This is a genomic window from Caulobacter flavus (genome assembly GCF_003722335.1).
GTDB classification, from domain to species: Bacteria; Pseudomonadota; Alphaproteobacteria; order Caulobacterales; family Caulobacteraceae; genus Caulobacter; species Caulobacter flavus.
This window is the reverse complement of the sequence record NZ_CP026100.1, coordinates 5,434,514-5,452,603: the sequence shown is the minus strand read 5'-3', so window position 1 is coordinate 5,452,603 and position 18,090 is coordinate 5,434,514. Positions and strand designations below refer to the sequence as shown.

General features: G+C 69.8%; 18 protein-coding genes and 2 tRNA genes. 16 read left to right on the top strand and 4 right to left on the bottom strand.

Annotation, left to right across the window (positions count from 1 at the left end; all coding sequences use genetic code 11):
• The first annotated feature begins 6 nt into the window (after nucleotides 1–6).
• From C1707_RS24890 to C1707_RS24850, 9 genes are all read left to right on the top strand, one after another.
• Nucleotides 7–606: a Maf family nucleotide pyrophosphatase gene (locus C1707_RS24890; RefSeq protein ID WP_101713404.1), complete on the top strand. Its 600-nt coding sequence runs from the start codon at nucleotides 7–9 to the stop codon at nucleotides 604–606.
• On the top strand, nucleotides 603–1,643 hold the full coding sequence (locus C1707_RS24885) for a ribonuclease E/G (RefSeq protein ID WP_101713403.1): 1,041 nt from the start codon (nucleotides 603–605) through the stop codon (nucleotides 1,641–1,643). Before C1707_RS24890 ends, C1707_RS24885 begins: the two co-directional genes overlap by 4 nt.
• Entirely contained in the window at nucleotides 1,640–1,810 is a 171-nt protein-coding gene (yacG, locus tag C1707_RS24880) for a DNA gyrase inhibitor YacG (protein ID WP_101713402.1), read from the top strand. The genes C1707_RS24885 and yacG overlap by 4 nt, the downstream gene beginning before the upstream one ends.
• A gap of 101 nt (nucleotides 1,811–1,911) precedes the next feature.
• Nucleotides 1,912–1,987 (top strand) — tRNA-Phe (locus C1707_RS24875).
• A 645-nt stretch (nucleotides 1,988–2,632) separates the two neighbouring features.
• Nucleotides 2,633–3,541: a MotA/TolQ/ExbB proton channel family protein gene (locus C1707_RS24870; RefSeq protein WP_058347886.1), complete on the top strand. Its 909-nt coding sequence runs from the start codon at nucleotides 2,633–2,635 to the stop codon at nucleotides 3,539–3,541.
• 5 nt (nucleotides 3,542–3,546) lie between these two features.
• Entirely contained in the window at nucleotides 3,547–3,981 is a 435-nt protein-coding gene (locus C1707_RS24865; protein WP_058347885.1) for a biopolymer transporter ExbD, read from the top strand.
• Between the two features lie 10 nt (nucleotides 3,982–3,991).
• Nucleotides 3,992–4,732, top strand: a complete 741-nt coding sequence (locus tag C1707_RS24860) for an energy transducer TonB (RefSeq protein WP_101713401.1) — start codon at nucleotides 3,992–3,994, stop codon at nucleotides 4,730–4,732.
• A 190-nt stretch (nucleotides 4,733–4,922) separates the two neighbouring features.
• Nucleotides 4,923–4,999 (top strand) — tRNA-His (locus C1707_RS24855).
• A gap of 285 nt (nucleotides 5,000–5,284) precedes the next feature.
• The gene (locus C1707_RS24850) at nucleotides 5,285–5,518 is read left to right on the top strand and encodes a hypothetical protein (protein ID WP_145998386.1); all 234 of its coding nucleotides are present in this window, start codon (nucleotides 5,285–5,287) and stop codon (nucleotides 5,516–5,518) included.
• Nucleotides 5,519–5,725: 207 nt separating this feature from the next.
• Here C1707_RS24850 and C1707_RS24845 read toward each other — a convergent pair whose 3' ends face one another.
• Genes C1707_RS24845 through C1707_RS24835 form a run of 3 tightly spaced genes read right to left on the bottom strand, consistent with a single transcriptional unit; the run spans nucleotide 5,726 to nucleotide 9,923 of the window.
• The gene (locus C1707_RS24845; protein WP_240633819.1) at nucleotides 5,726–7,099 is read right to left on the bottom strand and encodes an efflux transporter outer membrane subunit; all 1,374 of its coding nucleotides are present in this window, start codon (nucleotides 7,097–7,099) and stop codon (nucleotides 5,726–5,728) included.
• On the bottom strand, nucleotides 7,099–8,241 hold the full coding sequence (locus tag C1707_RS24840; protein ID WP_101713399.1) for an HlyD family secretion protein: 1,143 nt from the start codon (nucleotides 8,239–8,241) through the stop codon (nucleotides 7,099–7,101). Before C1707_RS24840 ends, C1707_RS24845 begins: the two co-directional genes overlap by 1 nt.
• A complete protein-coding gene (locus C1707_RS24835) occupies nucleotides 8,238–9,923 on the bottom strand; it encodes an MFS transporter (protein ID WP_101713398.1) in 1,686 nt (561 codons plus the stop codon). Before C1707_RS24835 ends, C1707_RS24840 begins: the two co-directional genes overlap by 4 nt.
• A gap of 191 nt (nucleotides 9,924–10,114) precedes the next feature.
• Here C1707_RS24835 and C1707_RS24830 point away from each other — a divergent pair, with 191 nt between their 5' ends.
• From C1707_RS24830 to C1707_RS26375, 3 genes are all read left to right on the top strand, one after another.
• The gene (locus C1707_RS24830) at nucleotides 10,115–10,783 is read left to right on the top strand and encodes a TetR/AcrR family transcriptional regulator (protein WP_101713397.1); all 669 of its coding nucleotides are present in this window, start codon (nucleotides 10,115–10,117) and stop codon (nucleotides 10,781–10,783) included.
• Nucleotides 10,784–10,992: 209 nt separating this feature from the next.
• Nucleotides 10,993–11,871 carry a transglutaminase family protein gene (locus C1707_RS24825; RefSeq protein WP_101713396.1) on the top strand — a complete coding sequence of 293 codons (879 nt, stop codon included), beginning with the start codon at nucleotides 10,993–10,995 and terminating at the stop codon, nucleotides 11,869–11,871.
• 63 nt (nucleotides 11,872–11,934) lie between these two features.
• Entirely contained in the window at nucleotides 11,935–12,087 is a 153-nt protein-coding gene (locus tag C1707_RS26375; protein WP_164467231.1) for a hypothetical protein, read from the top strand.
• A 168-nt stretch (nucleotides 12,088–12,255) separates the two neighbouring features.
• Here C1707_RS26375 and C1707_RS24820 read toward each other — a convergent pair whose 3' ends face one another.
• Nucleotides 12,256–12,768 (bottom strand): GNAT family N-acetyltransferase, encoded by a 513-nt coding sequence (locus C1707_RS24820; protein WP_101713395.1) that lies wholly within the window; start codon nucleotides 12,766–12,768, stop codon nucleotides 12,256–12,258.
• A gap of 210 nt (nucleotides 12,769–12,978) precedes the next feature.
• Between C1707_RS24820 and zwf the strand changes: the two genes are divergently transcribed.
• From zwf to glk, 4 genes are read left to right on the top strand one after another with little or no spacing between them, the layout of a single operon-like run.
• A complete protein-coding gene (gene zwf / locus C1707_RS24815) occupies nucleotides 12,979–14,445 on the top strand; it encodes a glucose-6-phosphate dehydrogenase (RefSeq protein ID WP_101713394.1) in 1,467 nt (488 codons plus the stop codon).
• A gap of 15 nt (nucleotides 14,446–14,460) precedes the next feature.
• On the top strand, nucleotides 14,461–15,147 hold the full coding sequence (gene pgl, locus C1707_RS24810) for a 6-phosphogluconolactonase (protein ID WP_101713393.1): 687 nt from the start codon (nucleotides 14,461–14,463) through the stop codon (nucleotides 15,145–15,147).
• Nucleotides 15,148–15,153: 6 nt separating this feature from the next.
• A complete protein-coding gene (gene edd / locus C1707_RS24805; RefSeq protein ID WP_101713392.1) occupies nucleotides 15,154–16,965 on the top strand; it encodes a phosphogluconate dehydratase in 1,812 nt (603 codons plus the stop codon).
• A gap of 16 nt (nucleotides 16,966–16,981) precedes the next feature.
• A complete protein-coding gene (glk, locus tag C1707_RS24800) occupies nucleotides 16,982–17,971 on the top strand; it encodes a glucokinase (RefSeq protein ID WP_101713391.1) in 990 nt (329 codons plus the stop codon).
• Nucleotides 17,972–18,090: the final 119 nt, after the last annotated feature.

Below are 18,090 nucleotides of genomic sequence, written 5' to 3'. Positions count from 1 at the left end.
GCGCACATGACGGTCGCCCAGCCTTCGCTGGTCCTGGCCAGTGCGAGCCCCAGGCGCTTGGACCTGTTGGCCCAGGTCGGCGTAACCCCCGACCGGGTCGATCCCGCCGACATCGACGAGTCGCCCCTGCGCGACGAGACCCCGCGCCGCCACGCCCTGCGCCTGGCGCAGGAGAAGGCGCGCGCCGTCGCCGCGCGTTCGCCGGGCGACTTCGTGCTGGCCGCCGACACCGTGGTGGCCGTGGGCCGCCGCATCCTGCCCAAGGCCGAGACCGAGGCCGACGTCCGCCACTGCCTGAACCTGCTGACCGGCCGCGCCCACAAGGTGCTGACCGGCGTGGCGCTGATCGGTCCGGACGGGACGCTGAGCTCGCGCGTCGTCGAGACCCGGGTGGTGTTCAAGCGCCTGTCCGACAGCGAATTCGAATCCTACATCGCCAGCGGTCAGTGGCGCGGCAAGGCCGGCGGCTACGGCGTGCAGGGCGTGGCGGGCGGCTTCATCGTCGACCTGCAGGGCTCGTATCCCAGCGTGGTCGGCCTGCCGCTGTACGAGACCCTCTGCATGCTCGAAGGCAAGGGCTGGCTCCGCCGCGAGGCCGTTGCATGAGCGAGCGTCGCGCATACCTCTACAAGGGCGTCGGCGAAACCGTCGGCGTCGTGACCCTGGACGGCCGGCCCGAGCGCCTGATCGTGCAGTGGCCGGGCGACGATCCGCTGGACGCCGAGGGCGTGTGCGGCGTGGCCCGGGTGAAATCCATCGAGCGCGCCTTCGGGGCCGCCTTCGTGGCCCTGCCGGGCGGCGCCGACGTGCTGCTGCCGATCAAGCCCGACATGCCCAAGCTGGTGCAGGGCGGCCTGGTCGAGATCGAGATCCGCACCGCCTCGCGCGCCGACAAGGCCGCCGTGGCGCGCTTCGTCGCCGAAGGGGAGGGGGAGCCGCGCGTGCTGGCCGCCGCGCCGACGCTCGAGGAGCAGCTTCGCCACTTCGTGAAGGCCGGCTCGCCGACGACCGGCGAGCGCGCCCTGGAGGCGGTGGAAGCGGCCGAGGCCGACATTCTGGAGACCGTCTTCGCCCTGCCGGGCGGCGGCGACGTCGCCATCGAGACGACCCGCGCCCTGACCTCGGTCGACGTCGACCTGGGCGGCCGCGAGGGCGACGCCAAGCGCGCCGCGCGTCAGGCCAACATGGCCGCGATCGCCGTCTCGGCCCGCGTGTTGCGCCTTAAGGGCCTGGGCGGGCTGGTGGTGTTCGACCTGGTGGGGCGCGGCCACGACGGCCAGGCCCTGACCGTGGCCGCCCGCAACGCCTTCGCGCCCGACAATCCCGGCGTGGCCATCGGGGCGATCAGCAAGTTCGGGGCGCTGGAGATGGCGCTGCCGCGTCGCGCCCGGCCGGTGATGGAGCGCCTGGTCGACGCACGGGGCGGCTGGACGGCTTCCTACGCCGCCCGCCGCCTGGCGCGGGCGCTGGAGCGGGAAGGGCGCGCCGATCCTGGCGGTCGCCTGGCCGCCCGCTGCGCGCCGGCCGTGCTGGAAGCCTTCGCCGAGCTCGACGCGGGCCTGGCCGAGCGCCTGGGCTGCCGTTTCACCGTTTCCGCCGAGCCTGGCTGGAGCAACGACCGTATCGAGGTGTCCGCGGCATGAGCAGCGCCTGTCCCATCTGCGGCAAGCCCGCCCAGGAAGCCTCGCGCCCGTTCTGCTCCAAGCGCTGCGCGGATGTGGACCTGCAGCGCTGGCTGTCGGATCGCTACGTCGTGCCTGGCGGCCAGGACGACGAGGAAAACCCTCCATCCACAGACTTCGACAATTAGTCGAAAAGGGCGCTGGACAAGCCCTGCGGGCTCTCCTATAGACCCCCTCCTCGCCGCCGGGCGAGGCCAGAAGCGGCCTTCACCGCTTCACGGCCCGATGGGCCTGGGTAGCTCAGTTGGTAGAGCAGCGGATTGAAAATCCGCGTGTCGCTGGTTCGATTCCGGCCCCAGGCACCACCACCGTTTTCTTCTTCCTCAGCATCGAAGCCCGACGCGTGGGTCGACGTGGGTTCGCGTCATGCTGGCGTTGAGGCGTATCTCCGCGCCTCCAGCTTAAGTCGGCCGGGCGACGGATTCTTGTCCGTGAGGACAATTGCGAGCGGTCACAGAGATTCTGCGGCGCCTCGTTTGAGGGACATCTGACCACCTCGCGCGCACTCGGCGGAAGATCGCTGTTTTGTCGTTATGCTGCGCTGCGGCGCCAATATTCCCTTTGGTAGGGAAAAACCGCTCCGAAATCCTGATTTGCCATTTGTGCAATGCAGCAAAGGGCGTTCATCGGGGGTGACTGTCGTAAATTTATGCCCAAGCGGCCCCCTTGACGGTGCGAAAAGGGGTTGCCAAAGGACCCATGCCGCAATTCTAACATTGCGGTAAGGCCTGGGCTTCGAGAGGAGCTCCGGTCACTCGCGCTTCGAAACGATCCTTCACGGCGGGCATGAGCCTTCCGGGACGGGCGTAACGGGTCGAGCGCAGCGAAGCGGGTTCGCCCAACGTCCGAGAGATCGGGCGGGAAAGCGGGCTTTTCAAGTTAGGGTGGAGACGCTCTCGCGCGACGACCCTCGGTCCAAACGTGCTAGACCAATCAGGAACTGGCGACAGATGCTCGACATTAAACGGAAGACCCCCCTCATCGCTCTCGTCGGCGCCATGGCGCTGATGGCGAGCGCCCCGGCCTTCGCTCAGGACGCCGCCGCTCCCGCGCCGGCCACCACCGAAGCCGCCGCTCCGGCCGCCACCCCGGCCGCCGAAACCCCGGCCCCGGCCGCTGACGCCGCTCCCGCCGAGGACGCCGGTGAAGCCGCCACCGAAAAGATGAAGTCGCACTCGCTGACCCCGGTCGGCATGTTCCTGGCCGCCGGCATCGTCGTTAAGGTCGTGATGATCGGCCTGATCCTGGCCTCGATCTTCTCGTGGGTGCTGCTGATCACCAAGCTCCTCGAGTTCGCCAGCCTGAACAAGCAGACCGACCAGTTCCTGGAAGCCTTCCGCGGCGCCCGTTCGATCTCGGACATCGCCCGCATCGGCTCGTCGGAAGAATTCGAAGGCAACCCGCTGGCCGACATGGCCGCCGCGGCCGCCCAAGAAGTCGAACTGTCGCGTCAAGCCGGTCTGCAAGTCGGCGGCGAACACCGCGACTCGACCCTGGCCCGCGCCACCTACGCCATCAACGCCGTGCAAGCCTCGCTCGCCAAGCGTCTGTCGGGCGGCATGGTGTTCCTGGCCTCGGTGGGTTCGGGCGGTCCGTTCATCGGTCTGTTCGGCACCGTGTACGGGATCATGACCTCGTTCATCAGCATCGCGAACACCAACACGACCAACCTCGCCGTCGTCGCGCCGGGTATCGCTGAAGCCCTGCTCGCCACCGGTATCGGTCTGTTCGCCGCTATCCCGGCCGTTATCTTCTACAACTACTTCCAAACCCGCATCTCGGCCTTCGGCACCCGCTCGGAAGGTTTCGTTGCTGAACTGATGAACGCTATCTCGCGTCAGCTCGACAAGGGGGCGTAAGACCGATGGCCGCCAAACTTTCGGGCGGCGGCGGCGACAGGTTCAACGTCGAACAGAACAGCGAGATCAACGTCACGCCCTTCGTGGACGTCATGCTGGTCCTCCTGATCATCTTCATGGTGGCGGCCCCGCTGGCCTCCGTGTCGATCGAAGTGAACCTGCCGCCGGCGGTAGCGAAAGCATCGCCTAACCCGCCGAAACCGGTCTACATCTCCATCAAGTCAAACGGTCAGCTGTACATCGGCGACGATCGCACTTCGATTGACACGATGGGTGAGGACCTGACGAAGAACATCGGCAGACGCGACCCTTCGAAGGAGCGCATCTTCATCCGTGCTGACGAAAAGACGCGCTACGGCTCGTTCATGGAGGTGATGAACACCCTCCAGGACAATGGGTTCTACAGCGTGGCTCTCGTGGGCCGTGATGAGAACAGCTGAGGGGTGATGCATGGCTGAACAACAAACGCCCGAGCATCGCCACTACGATCCGCTGACTTCGGAAGGCCCGCGCCGGAAGAAGGGTATCGGCACCTTCGGTGTCGCGACCATCATCGTGATCGGTCTGCACGGCCTCCTCTTCGCGTACCTCGCGAAGCAGAAGTTCGAAGCAGTGCTGAAGGAGTACAGCGACGAAGCCGTGGATGTGGAGCTGCCTCCGCCTCCGCCGCCTCCGCCGCCGCCTCCGCCGCCGCCGCCGCCGCCGCCGACCAACGCTCCGCCCCCGCCTCCCGCGGTGGTGCAGCCGAGGCCGCCGATCGCGCCGCCGCCGGACGTGACGCCGCCGCCGCCGCTCCCGATCCCGCCCGTCAAGGAGCGGGTCGAGCAGACGGCGCCGCCGATCATCTCGTCGGCTCCGCCGGCGCCGGTGACGGCTCCGCCGGCTCGCGCTTCGGTCGTGACGCGTCCCGACTGGGCGCGTAAGCCGAACGCGGACGACATGGCCCGGTACTATCCGGACCGTGCGCAGCGGATGGAAGTCGGTGGTCGTGCGACGATCCGTTGCACGGTGAACGCCAAGGGTTCGCTCGAGAACTGCTCGGTCGTGTCGGAATCTCCGGCCGACTACGGTTTCGGCGACGCGGCCCTGAAGCTGTCGCGCCTCTTCCGCATGAAGCCGAAGACCCTCGACGGGGCTCCGGTGGACGGCGGCGAGATCACGGTGCCGATCACCTTCCAGGTCCCGCAATAGCGACCGGCCTGGGACGATCCCAAGAAGACGCCTCGGAACTTCGGTTCCGGGGCGTTTTTCTTTGCGCGCCTGGCAGGGCGAGCGCGGGGCGGGATGAAGGCCCGTTCGAGGCGTGCAATTTTCTGTCCGAGGGGCCTTTTCGCCGCTTGATCCGGAAGGCGGGTCCGACTAAGAACACGCCTCTCGCGGAGCCGCCTTAGCTCAGTTGGTTAGAGCGCTAGATTGTGGATCTAGAGGTCCTCGGTTCGAGCCCGAGAGGTGGTACCACGAGACGATGAAGAGGCCCGGCGGCGACGCCGGGCCTTTTTCGTTTCCAGGCCTGGCCAAGCTGTCCGGCCGCGCCGAACGGTCGCGGCGGCGAACCGCCACATGGCCGGACGCAAGGGCGCGTGGGAGGGTTTTCGGGCGCGGCGGCCGGCGCTCTGGGACGGATCGTCGCGCACTTGCACGGACCATAGCCAAGTCCCGTGGAACGGGCGTACGGTGGCGTTCACGACACCGCCGCTTGAGCGGGCCCGCGTCGCGGCGCGGAGCGAGATCGGGGAGGAAGCAATGGCTGACGGAGCTATGGGAATCGTTCCGACCGAAGAACAGTTGGCGGCCGCCGCGCTGGACGTGGCCGGACTGCTGGGATTCGCCGACCTGCTGCCGGCCTATGCCGTGGCCGAGGGCGCCGAGAAGCTGGACGTGCTGGGCCTCATCGTGCGCGTGCTCGCCGCCGACGTGCTGGGCGTCGAGCCGGGAACCGACCGCATCAGCCCCGAATCGGCGCTGTTCCTCGACTGAGGTCGCCAGGCGGCGACCCAGTTCATCCCATTTCGTGCGACGACCGGACGATGCCCTGAGGCTACGCACACGGGCGCAAGAGCCCGAAACCGGGCGACCAGGCGCGGTCGTCGCTACAAGCGCTCGCCGCCAGCAACGGCCGGGCCTCGGTCCCAGGGGCGCGGGTCTGGCGCGCGGCCCCTGGCCTGGATGACGACGGAAGATCCCCTAAGGCCCTGTCCATCCGCCGCCCAGCGCCTGATACAGCGCCACGGCGTTGAGCAGGCGGGCCTCGCGCACCTGCGACAGCGCAAGCTCGGTGGCCAGCAGGCCGCGTTGGGCGTCCAGTTCCTCGAGATAGGCGACGTAGCCAGCCTGGTAGCGCTTGCGGGCGTGATCCAGCGTGCGGGCGGCGGCGGCGCGCTGCAGGCGGGCGTGGTCTTCCTGCTCGGTGAGGCGGCCTTGCCCCTCCAGCGCGCTCTCGACCTCGTTGAAAGCCGTCTGGGCGGCCTTGCGATAGGCGAAGGCGGCCTGGTCGCGGCGGGCGGCGGCGGCGTCCGAGGCGCCGCGCAGACGACCGCCGTCGAAGATCGGGGCCAGCACGCTGCCGCCCGCGCTCCAGATGCTCAGCGGGTCCAGGTGCTGGACCTGCAGGCCGCCGGCGGCGGCCGACAGCCGCACCTGGGGCAGGAAGGCCGCTCGCGCCGCCGCAAGGCTGGCGTCGGCCGCCGCGAGGCTGGCCTCGGCCTGGGCGACGTCGGGCCGGCGGGCCAGCAGGGCCCACGGCAGGGGCGCTGCCGGCTGCGGCACGGCCAGGGCCTCGAGCCCGCCGCGGGCGATCGGCCCGGCGCCGTCCTCGCCGACCAGCAGGGCCAGGCCCGCCTCTTGCCTGCGGACGGCCAGTTCTAGCGCGGGCACGCGCTGGGCGGCCGCCTCGAGCTCGCCTTCGGCCTGGCGCAGTTCCAGATTGGAGGTCAGGCCCTGTTGCGCGCGGCGACGAGCGCGGTCCGTGGCCTCCTGCCGCGAGACCAGCGTGGCGCGGGCGGTGGCCAGCTGGGCGTCCAGCGAGGTCAGGGAGACATAGGCGCGGGCGGTGGCGGCGGCCACCGACAGGCGCGCGGCGTCGCGGGCGTGGCGGCTGGCCTGCAGGCTGGCGCGGGCGGCGGCGTCGCCAGCCCGCAGCCGACCCCACAGGTCGATCTCATAGGCGGCCTGGAGCTGGGCCTGGGCGGCCAGGGGCTCGGCCGCCGTACCGAAGGCCGACAGCTCGCGCTGCTTCTGCACCCCGCCCGTGGCGTTCAGCGTCGGCAGGAGCGCCGCGCGGGACTGGGCGGCCAGCCCCTCGGCCTCGCGCACTCGCGCCTCGGCGATCCCCAGGTCGGCGTTGCGCGCCAGGGCGGCAGCCACGAGGCCGGAGAGGCGCGGATCGCCGAAGGTCTTCCACCAGTCGGCGGCGAGGACGTCCTGGCCGGAGGGCGCGTCGGCGCGCCAGGCGGAGGGCGGCGTCACGGCGGCTTCCGGCGGTGGCGCGGTCTTGGGTCCCGGCGTGGCGCAGGCGCCCAGCAGCAGGGCCGTCGCCAGGACGGACAGGGTCGGGCGCATCAGCGGCGCTCCCCCTCGCGCGGGCCTTTGGCCAGGTCGACCTGCGCCTCGACCGACATGCCGGGGCGCAGCCGGACCAGGTCCGGCTGGCCGGCGTCGAGCACGATGCGCACCGGCAGGCGCTGGGCGATCTTGGTGAAGTTGCCGGTGGCGTTCTGGGCCGGCAGGATGCTGAACTCCGAGCCGGTGGCGGGCGAGATCTGCTCGATGCGGCCATGGAAGCGCCGGTCGCCCAGGGCGTCGACCGTGACGCTGGCGGGCTGGCCGGGACGCATTCGGCCGGCCTGCCGCTCCTTGAAGTTGGCGATGATCCAGCGCTGCGGGGGCACCAGCGAGACCAGCTGCGTGCCGGCGGTGACGAACTGGCCCTGGCGCACGCCGATCTGGCCCAGCTGTCCGTCGGTGGGGGCCCGGACCAGGGTGTTGTCCATGTCGATCTCGGCCAGCCGCAGGGCGGCGCGGGCGGCGGCCACGGCGGCCTCCAGTCCCTGGCGCGAGACGCCGACCGAGCGGACGTCCTGGCGGGCGATGTCGCGGCCTGCGCGGGCGGCGATCACCTGGGCCTCGGCGGCGCGCAGGGCGGCGCGGGCCTGGTCGCGTTCGCGCAGCGACACCGAGCCGTCGGTGGCCAGGTCTGCCACGCGGGCCATGTCGGCGCGGGCGCGTTCCAGCTGGGCCTGGGCCGAGCCGATGTCGGCGTGGCGGGCGGCCAGGGCGGCCTCGCGCGAGGCCTGGGCCTGGGTCGAGTTGGCCAGGTCCGCCTCGCGGGCGGCCAGGGTGGCGCGAGCCTGGTCGAGGCGCTGGCCATAGATGCGGCGGTCGATCTCGACCAGCGGCTGGCCGGCGCGCACGGCCTGGAAGTCCTGCACCAGCACCTTGGTGACGTAGCCGCTGAGCTGCGGCGCGATCACCGTCACCTGGCCGCGCACATAGGCGTTGTCGGTGCGCTGCACCGAACCGGCGAAGGGCGGAAGCTTCCACAGGAACAGGATCAGCAGCACCACGACCAGGGTGACGAGAGCGGCCAGCACGATGGCCCGTACGCCCGGCGGCTTGGGCCGGGCTGGAGGCGGAGCGGCCGCGGCGGCGCGGTCCTCGGGCTGCGGAGGCGGGCTGGCGGGCGGCGGGGCGGCGTCGGTCATGCGGGTTCCGAAGCGGGCTTGGATGGTGTCGGGGGCGGTGTCGGGGCGGCGGCCTGGCGCTTCATGCGCACGGCCAGCAGCACGAACAGCAGGGCGGCGTAGAAGAACTGGGCGACGGCGATGATCCCGATCACCCGGAAGACGTCGTTGAAGGCCAGGATGTTGGCCTGCTGGGTCAACTGCTGGGTCAGCAGGGCCACGCCGTCGGCGGCGCGGAAGGCCGGGTCGACCTGGGTCGAGGCGTAGGCCCCGCCATAGGCCTGCAGCGTGGCGGCGACGGCGGGATCCGATCCGGTAAGGTGCTCGGCCAGATAGACGGCGTGGTGCTGGGCGCGCACGGTCTGCAGCGTGCCCAGCAGCGAGGCGCCGAAGAGGCCGCCCAGGTTCTGGGCGACGCCGAACATCACCGAGAAGGTGATGATCGAGCCCAGGCCTCGGGTCAGCAACTGGCCGATGCCGAACATGAAGGCCGGTCCCAGGAACATGGCGGCGGCGAAGGCCAGCAGGGCCTGGCTGAGATAGAGGTTCACCGGCGCGGTCAGCACCGTGGCGCGGGCGTCGAGGAAGGCGCCGACGGCGATCAGCAGGATCGAGCCGAGGAACTGCGGGGCCAGGGTCTTCTGGTTGAGGGTCGTGGCGCTGACCACGACGCCGGCGACGGTGGCCAGCAGGACCACGCCATAGAGCAAGCGCTGCTGCTCGGCCGCCAGGCCCAGCGCGTTCATCAGGCCGGCGGCGCCGACGCTCTGCTCGGAGAGGATCAGCCGCACCAGGGCGATGTTCAGGCAGAAGCGCAGGAAGGCGCCGGTGGCCACCCAGCGGGTGTCGATCAACGGGTGGACCCGGCCATGCTCGACCAGCGAGGCGATGGCGATCATCACCACGGCGGCGGCCAGACACCAACCGAGCCACGGGGCCTCGAACCACCAGACGATACGGCCCAGGCCCAGCACTGCGACGACCAGGCCAAGACCCCCGCCCAGCAGGGCGAAGGTCAGGACGTCGGTCTTCTCGAAGACGTGGATGCGCACCCCGTGCGGCAGGCGAAACAGCAGCACGGCGGCCAGGCACGCGGCGGCCAGGCACGCTTCCAGCGCGTAGAGCCCATGCCAGTAGGCGGCGTCGAGCAGGCCGGTGGAGATCACCCGGGCCAGCGGCGCGCCCAGCTGCGAGACGCCGACGCCGAGCACCAGCGCTCCCATGCGGAACGAGGCCGGGAAGGCCTGCAGCATGTAGAACATGGCCAGCGCGCTGAGCGCCGCGGCGCCGACGCCGCTGATCGCCCGCAGGACCAGGGCCATCGGATAGTTGTCGAGGAACAGGTGGGCGAACGCCGCCACCGTGTAGAGGCTCAGGAACACCAGGGTGAACCGGCGGATGCCGAACTGCTGGCGGTACTTCACCAGCAGCAGGTTCATCGAGATGTTGGTCATCACGTAGATCGTGGTCAGCCAGGCCCCCTGTGTGGGGGTCAGGCCCAGCGAGCCCTGGATGGCCGGCAGGTTGACCGAGATCAGCGCCGTGCCCAGCGAGCCGGTCACGCCGATCAGGACCGAGATCAGCGCGTGGACGATGCGGAAGGGCAGGGGGAAGTCGGGCGTCGAGGGCGAGCCGGGGATCATTGGCCGCTCGTGCGGCAGCCAATCCGGGGTCTGGCCGATCGTCTCGCCGTGCCGGGGCATCGCGCCTCTTGGTGCTGACGGCGTCACTGTGGGATGCGCCGCGTCGTCGGTCAAACGCCGTCTGGTCGCAGGCATGGGTGCGTGGCCGCGGCGCGTCTTGAACGAAATTCCTCAGACATCGGCTCATCTTGACGCTTGCGCCAAATTCGAACGCTTGTAAGGGTTCCCTAGGGGTAAAGGGGATTGAAGTCTTGAGTTCGACCACCGAGATCGCCGCCGGCCAGGACGTCGAGGCGCAGGAAACCGAAGCCGTCACCAAGAACCTGGTGTTCACGGCGGCCGAGCGGCTGTTCGCGCTGCACGGCTTCCAGAACGTGTCGGTGCGCGACATCACCGCCGCGGCGGGCGTGAATCTGGCGTCGGTGAACTATCACTTCGGCTCCAAGGACGCCCTGCTGTTCGAGATCTTCAAGCGCCGCACGGCCGAGCTCAACCGCGAGCGGGCCCGGATGCTGCACGAGGCCAACGACCGCAACGAGGGCGCGCCGCCCGTGCGCGAGATCCTGGCCGCCCTGCTGACCCCGCCGCTGCGCTGGCTGGCCCCCGACCACGAGCGCCGCATCTCGCTGCAGTTCCTGATCCGCGCCCGCAGCGAGGGCACCGACGAGATCCGCCAGGTGCTGAAGACCGACGTCTCGCACCTGCGCCGTTTCTCCGACGCCCTCCTGAAGGCCCGCCCCGACCTGTCGCCGGAAGACGTCTACTGGCGGCTGCACTTCACCCTGGGCATGCTGCACAACAACCGCTTCGCCGAGTTCGACCGGCTGAACGTGCTGTCGGAAGGCCAGACCAGCGAGGCCGACGTGGTGTCGCTGCTGGAGCGGATGCTGGGCTTCGCCGAGGCGGGCTTCGCGGCTTGAAACTAGATGCTCCCCCTCTGGGGGAGCTGTCGCGAAGCGACTGAGGGGCTGTACCCGCCGCGCTTGCCCCTCCGGCCCCTCTGGGCCACCTCCCCCGGAGGGGGGAGGATCTGGTTTGCACGAGCGCGCACGAGCTCTACTTGCGATCACCTGCACGAATCACCGGCATGTGAGGAACGATCGCCGGGGCTGGGGGTTAAGGTGGCCCCATGGCTCGGCTCGGCATCACCCACGAGACCCGTTACAGCTACGAACGCCCGGTGGCGTTCGGGCCGCACAGGCTGCTGATCCGGCCTCGCGACAGCCACGCCATCCGCATCGTCGAGGCCTCGCTGGCCACCTCGCTGCCCGGCCCGATGCGCTGGAGCTACGACGCCAGCGGCAACTGCGTCTGCACTTTCCAGCCGGAGGGCGAGGCCGACTTCCTGACCATCACCAGCCGCCTGGTCATCGACCGCTTCCCCGCGCCGCTGACGGACCAGGCGGTCGACGACCCGCACACCGTGTCGCCGATCGTCTACGGCCGCGAGGACCGTGCGGTGCTGGATCCTTTCATCCGCCCGGCCACCGAGGACGCCGACCGCGTTATGCTGCGCTGGCTGCGCGAGCAGATGGAGCGCCCCGACGAGCCGGCGCTGGACTTCCTGCTGCGCCTGAACGCCACCATTCACGACCAGTTCGAGTACCAGGCGCGCTCGGCCGAGGGCACGCAGAGCCCGGCGCTGACCGTGGCGCGCGGGGCCGGCACCTGCCGCGACTTCGCCTGGCTGATGGTCGAGGCGCTGCGGCGGCTAGGCTACGCGGCGATGTTCGCCACGGGCTATGTCTACAGTCCGTCGCATGGCGGCATTCGCGGCGCGGGCGCGACCCATGCCTGGTGCGAGGTGTTCCTGCCGGACCTGGGCTGGACCGAGTTCGATCCGACCAACGGCCTGGCCGAGTCCGAGGACCTGATCCGGGTGGCCGCCACCCGCACGCCGGCCGAGGCCCTGCCGGTGTCGGGCACGGTGATCGGCGATCCGGGTCTTTCCGAACTCAGCGTGGCCGTCGACGTGCAGCAGCTGGACGTGCTGTGCGAGGCGGCTTGAGGCCGATCAACGAAAAGCGCCGGCAAGGCGTGCGAGAGTGATGTTCAGACGGGAGGCGCCGCCATGATGACCAAGATGTTCCAGCACCAGAAACCGACGACCGACTTCGCGTTCTCCAAGTCGGAGCCCAAGGCCCAGCACGGCCAGAAGCCCGCCAAGGAATGCGTCGAGCTGAAGGACGAGAAGCGCTCGTTCGAGCCGCGTCCCGGGCATTAGCCCTCTCCAGTACTTTTCACTGCCTCCCTCGCCCTCGTGGCGAGGGTCCATGGCCGCGGCTGCTCAAGCGGCGGCCGTGCGTGAAAGGTCTGAGCAGGTCGAAGCGTGGGGCCTCGCCACGAGGGCGAGGAAAGCGAGTTGTGTCGGGTCGTAAAGTCTTGGACGTCCTCATCCCCGCCGCAGGATGAACTCCAGGTCCTGGATCTCGCCGACCGGGAAGAAATACTCGCCGGCCTTCTCGAAGCCCATGCGGCCATAGAGACGCTGTGCGCCGTGGTTCTCGGACCAGACGCCGATCCACAGGCGGCGCGGGCCGTGCCGTTCCAGCCATTCCAGGGCGGTGTTCAGCAGCAGCGATCCGCGCCCGCCGCCCTGATGATCCTTCAGCACGTAGATTCGCTTCAGCTCGCCGTCGCCGTCCTTCACCTCGGGGTGGGGCAGGTCGCACGGACCGGCCAGGGCGTACCCGATCGCCTGCCTGTCATGCTCCAGGATCCAGCTGGCCTTGTCGGGATCGGCGAGGTCGGCGCGCGTGCGTTCCAGGCCGTAGGCGTATGCCAGGAACGTCTCCAGGTCCTTGGGCGGATAGAGGTGCGCGAAGGTCTCGGTGAAGGTGCGCGCCCCCAGGGCGGACAAGGTCTCGGCGTCCTGCAGGACGGCGCGGCGCAGGGTCGTGCTCATGGGCAGGTGATGCCTGAAAAAAGGCGGCTCGGACAAGCCGTGTCACGCGTTTTGGAAAAGCGATTGGTCTTATGGCGACCGGCCGACAAAGGGCCTAGGTAGGGGCCGCGCCGCAGGGCGGGTTTTGGGGTCGCCTTGGGCCGGGTCGACCGCGTGCTTGCCAAGCGCGCACGGGCATGTCATGACAACGTTGTCATAGGGTGGACGAAATTGACCAAGAAAAAAGCCGAGAACGGTGAGACCGGCCGCGACGTCCTGGTGCTTCTCGGAGGCGCCGGCGACCTGGCCCTGCGGATGCTTCTGCCGTCGCTGTATTTCCTGGAAGTCGACCGGCTGCTGCCGCGCGATCTGCGCATCTTCGGCGTCGCGCGCGGCGACCTGGACGGCGCGGGCTATCGCAAGCTGGTGCGCGAGCACCTGGGCAAGCGCGCCAATGTCGAAGAGGCCGCGTGGGAACGCCTGGCCGCCCGCCTCGACTACCTCTCGGTCGACATCACCAAGGAAGAGGGCGCCAAGGCCCTGGCCGACAAGATCGGCGGCCACGACTCGCTGACGGTGTTCTTCGCCGTCTCGCCCAGCCTCTATCCCGCCGCCTGCCAGGCCCTGCAGTCCGCCGGCCTGACCGGTCCGTCGACCCGCCTGGTGCTGGAAAAGCCGATCGGCCGCGACCTGGAAAGCTCCAAGGCCACGAACGCCGCCGTCGGCGCGGTGGTCGACGAGAGCCAGATCTTCCGCATCGACCACTACCTGGGCAAGGAGACGGTCCAGAACCTCACCGCCCTGCGGTTCGCCAACGTGCTGTTCGAGCCGCTGTGGGACAACAAGTCGATCGACCACGTCCAGATCACCATCGCCGAGACCGAGAAGGTCGGCGACCGCTGGCCCTATTACGACGAGTACGGCGCCCTGCGCGACATGCTGCAGAACCACCTGCTGCAGCTGCTCTGCCTGGTGGCGATGGAGGCCCCGTCGGGCTTCGATCCCGACGCCGTGCGCGACGAGAAGGTCAAGGTGCTGCGGTCCTTGCGTCCCTTCACCAAGGACAACGTGGCGCACGACACCGTCCGCGGCCAGTACGTGGCGGGCGTCGTCGAGGGCACGGCCCGCGCCGGCTATCTCGAAGAAGTGGGCCAGCCGTCCAAGACCGAGACCTTCGTGGCCATGAAGGTGGCGATCGACAACTGGCGCTGGGCGGGTGTTCCGTTCTTCCTGCGCACCGGCAAGAACCTGCCCGACCGTCGCACCCAGATCGTCGTCCAGTTCAAGCCCGTGCCGCACAACATCTTCGGCCAGGTGACCCAGGGCGAGATGCAGGCCAACCGCCTGGTCATCGACCTGCAGCCGGAAGAAGACATCTCGCTGTCGGTGATGACCAAGCGTCCGGGTCTGTCGGAAGAGGGCATGCGCCTGCAGTCGCTGCCGCTGTCGCTGAACATGGCTGCGCCGGGCGCCCGTCGCCGGATCGCCTACGAGAAGCTGCTGCTGGACGCGTTCCGCGGCGACCGCACCCTGTTCGTCCGCCGCGACGAGGTCGAGGCCGCGTGGCGGTTCGTCGACGGCGTGGCCAAGGCCTGGGCCGACGCGGGCATCGAGCCGGCGACCTATGCCGCCGGCACCTGGGGGCCGCCCAGCGCCGCCTCGCTGATCGCGCCGCAAGGCCGCGGCTGGAAGTCGTAAGGGGGTAATCGCAACATGCCCAAGATCGAAGTCTTCCCGACGCGCGAGGCGCTGTACGACGCGGCCGCCTCGACCATCGCCGGCGCCCTGAACACGGCCGTGGCGACCCACGGCAAGGCCGGGTTCGCCGCCACCGGCGGCACCACGCCCGCGCCCGTCTACGACCGCCTGGCGACCCTGACCGTCCCCTGGGACAAGGTCACCGTCACCCTCAGCGACGACCGCTTCGTGCCGCCCGACCATCCGGGCAGCAACCAAGGCCTGGCGCACCGGCACCTCCTGGTCGGCGAGGCCGCCAAGGCCAGCTTCGCGCCGCTCTATTTCGAGGGCGTCGACCAGGAAGCCTCGGCCCGCAAGGCCGAGGAAGGCGTGGCCCAGGCCCTGCCGTTCGGCGTGGTGCTGCTGGGCGTCGGCGCCGACGGCCATTTCGCCTCGCTGTTTCCGGGCAACCCCGCCCTGGCCGCGGGCCTGGATCCCGACACCGATCGCCTGGTCGTGGCCGTGCCCAAGGGCGAGCCGGCCCCCGACCTGCCGCGGATCAGCCTGACCTTCCAGGCGTTGATCCAGGCGTCGCTGATCGTGCTGCTGGTCACCGGCGAGGCCAAGCGTGAGCTCCTGGACGGCGAGGTCGATCCCGACCTGCCGATCGCCAGGATCCTGAAGCAGGACCGCGCGCCGGTCCGCATCCTCTGGGCGGAGTAAGTTCTGATGGCCCTCAATCCCGTCATCGCCGCGATCACCCAGCGGATCATCGAGCGCAGCCGTCCGACCCGCGAGGCCTATCTCGCGCAGATGGACGCCGCCGCCCTGGCCCAGCCCGGCCGCGCCAAGCTGTCCTGCGCCAACTGGGCTCATGCCTTCGCCGCCTCGCCGGCCGCCGACAAGGTGCGGGCGCTGGATCCGAACGCGCCCAACCTCGGCATCGTCTCGGCCTATAACGACATGCTGTCGGCCCACCAGCCGCTGGAAGAGTATCCGGCGCTGATCAAGGAAGCCGCACGCGAGGCCGGGGCCACGGCCCAGTTCGCCGGCGGCGTGCCGGCCATGTGCGACGGCGTCACCCAAGGCCGTCCGGGCATGGAGCTGTCGCTGTTTTCGCGCGACGTCATCGCCATGGCCACGGCCGTGGCCCTGACCCACGACGCCTTCGACGCGGCCATGTATCTGGGCGTCTGCGACAAGATCGTGCCGGGCCTGGTCATCGGCGCCCTGACCTTCAGCCACCTGCCGGCGGTGTTCGTGCCGGCCGGCCCGATGACCTCGGGCCTGCCCAACTCGGAAAAGGCCCGCATCCGCGCGCTCTACGCCGAGGGCAAGGTCGGTCGCGACGAACTGCTCGCCGCCGAGAGCGCCAGCTATCACGGCCCGGGCACCTGCACCTTCTACGGCACGGCCAACACCAACCAGATGCTGATGGAGCTGATGGGCCTGCACCTGCCGGGCTCGGCCTTCGTGCATCCCAACACCCCGCTGCGCAGCGCGCTGGTCAAGGAAGCCGCCCGCCGCGTCGCCGCCGTCACCCACAAGGGCAACGAGTGGATTCCGATCGGCCGGGTCATCGACGAGAAGGCCGTGGTCAACGGCGTCGTCGGCCTGATGGCCACCGGCGGCTCGACCAACCTGGCCCTGCACATCGTGGCCATGGCCCGCGCGGCCGGGATCATCCTGACGCTGGAAGACCTGGACGACATCTCCAAGGCCGTGCCGCTGCTGGCCAAGGTCTATCCGAACGGCTCGGCCGACGTGAACCACTTCCAGGCCGCCGGCGGCATGGCCTTCGTGGTGCGCGAACTGCTGAAGGCCGGCATGGCCCACGAGGACGTGCTGACCATCGCCGGCCCCGGCCTGTCGAACTATCACCAGGAGCCCTACCTCGAGGATGGCGAGCTGAAGTGGCGCGAAGGCCCCGAGGCTTCGCTGGACGAAGCCATCCTGCGTCCGGTCGAGAACCCGTTCAGCAAGGAAGGCGGCCTGAAGCTGCTGGCCGGCAACCTGGGCCGCGGCGTGATCAAGATCTCGGCCGTCAAGCCCGAGCACCACGTGATCACCGCGCCCGCCGCCGTGTTCCAGGAGCAGGAAGACTTCATCGCCGCCTTCAAGCGCGGCGAACTCGACCGCGACGTGGTGGTGGTGGTGCGCTTCCAGGGGCCTTCGGCCAACGGCATGCCCGAGCTGCACAACCTGTCGCCGTCGATCTCGGTGCTGCTGGACCGCGGCTACAAGGTGGCCCTGGTCACCGACGGCCGCATGTCGGGCGCCTCGGGCAAGACCCCGGCCGCCATCCACGTGACGCCGGAAGCCGCCAAGGGCGGGGCCCTGGCCTACGTCCAGGACGGCGACGTCATCACCATGAACGCCGACACCGGCGAGCTCTACATCCATGTGGACGAGGCCGAACTCCTCGCCCGCACGCCTGCACCAGTCCCGGCGTCCAAGCCGGGCTTCGGGCGCGAACTTTTCAGCTGGATGCGACACGGGGTCGGCGCCGCCGACGCCGGCGCGTCCGTGCTGTTTGCTTAAAGGGAACGGGAAACCCATGAACGGCGCCACTGCACACGGGCTGGGCCTGGTCGGGGACATCGGCGGCACCAACGCCCGCTTCGCCCTGGTCGATTTCGACGGTCCCGATCCCCGGCTGATCGAGCCCACCGCCTACAAGGGCGAGGACTACGACACGGCCGAGGACGCCATCGAGGACTATCTGGCCAAGGTGGGGGTCAAGCACCCCGACCAGGCCGTGGTCGCGGTGGCGGGTCCGATCGAGCATGGCGCCGTTCATTTCACCAACATCGACTGGCGGCTGTCGGAAGACAGCCTGCGCCGCGCGGGCGGCTTTCGTAACGCCCGCCTGATCAATGACTTCACGGCCCAGGCCCTGGCCGCGCCGCGCCTGTCGCCCAAGGACCTGCGCCAGATCGGCCCGCTGCCGACCTCGGGCGAGGGGGACCTGGCGATCATCGGCCCGGGCACCGGCTTCGGCGCCGCCGGCATGGTGCGCCGTCACGGCTGCGACACCCCGCTGACCACCGAGGGCGGCCACATCTCGTTCGCACCGGTCGACGAGATCGAGATCGAGATCCTGCGCGGCCTGCAGGCCAAGTACGGTCGCGTGTCGGTCGAACGCATCCTGGCCGGTCCGGGCATGGAGGACCTGCACGTCCTGCTGGCCCAGATCGAGGGGCGTCCGGTCGAGGAGCTGGCCGCCAAGGCCATCACCGAGGGCGCGGTCGCCGGTCGCGAGTGCTGCAAGGCCACGGTCGAGCGGTTCTGCGCCATCCTGGGCTCGACGGCGGGGGACCTGGCCCTGGCGCTTGGCGCGCGCGGCGGCGTGTTCATCGCCGGCGGCATCGCGCCCCGGATCATCGACCTCCTGGAAGCCAGCGCCTTCCGCGCGCGCTTCGAGGCCAAGGGCCGGCTTTCGGACTACGTGAAGGACATCCCGACCCACGTGATCCTGCATCCCCACACCGCCCTGATCGGCGCGGCCGTGGCGATGACGCCGGACGGCCAAGCGTCGATTTCGTAGGAGCCTGGTGCGTGGTCCTCGTCCTTCGACGAGCTCAGGATGAGGACCATGGCCAGCGTTCGGGGCGTTTGGAAACCTCATCCTGAGCCTGTCGAAAGACGAGGTTTCCGTCACGGGAA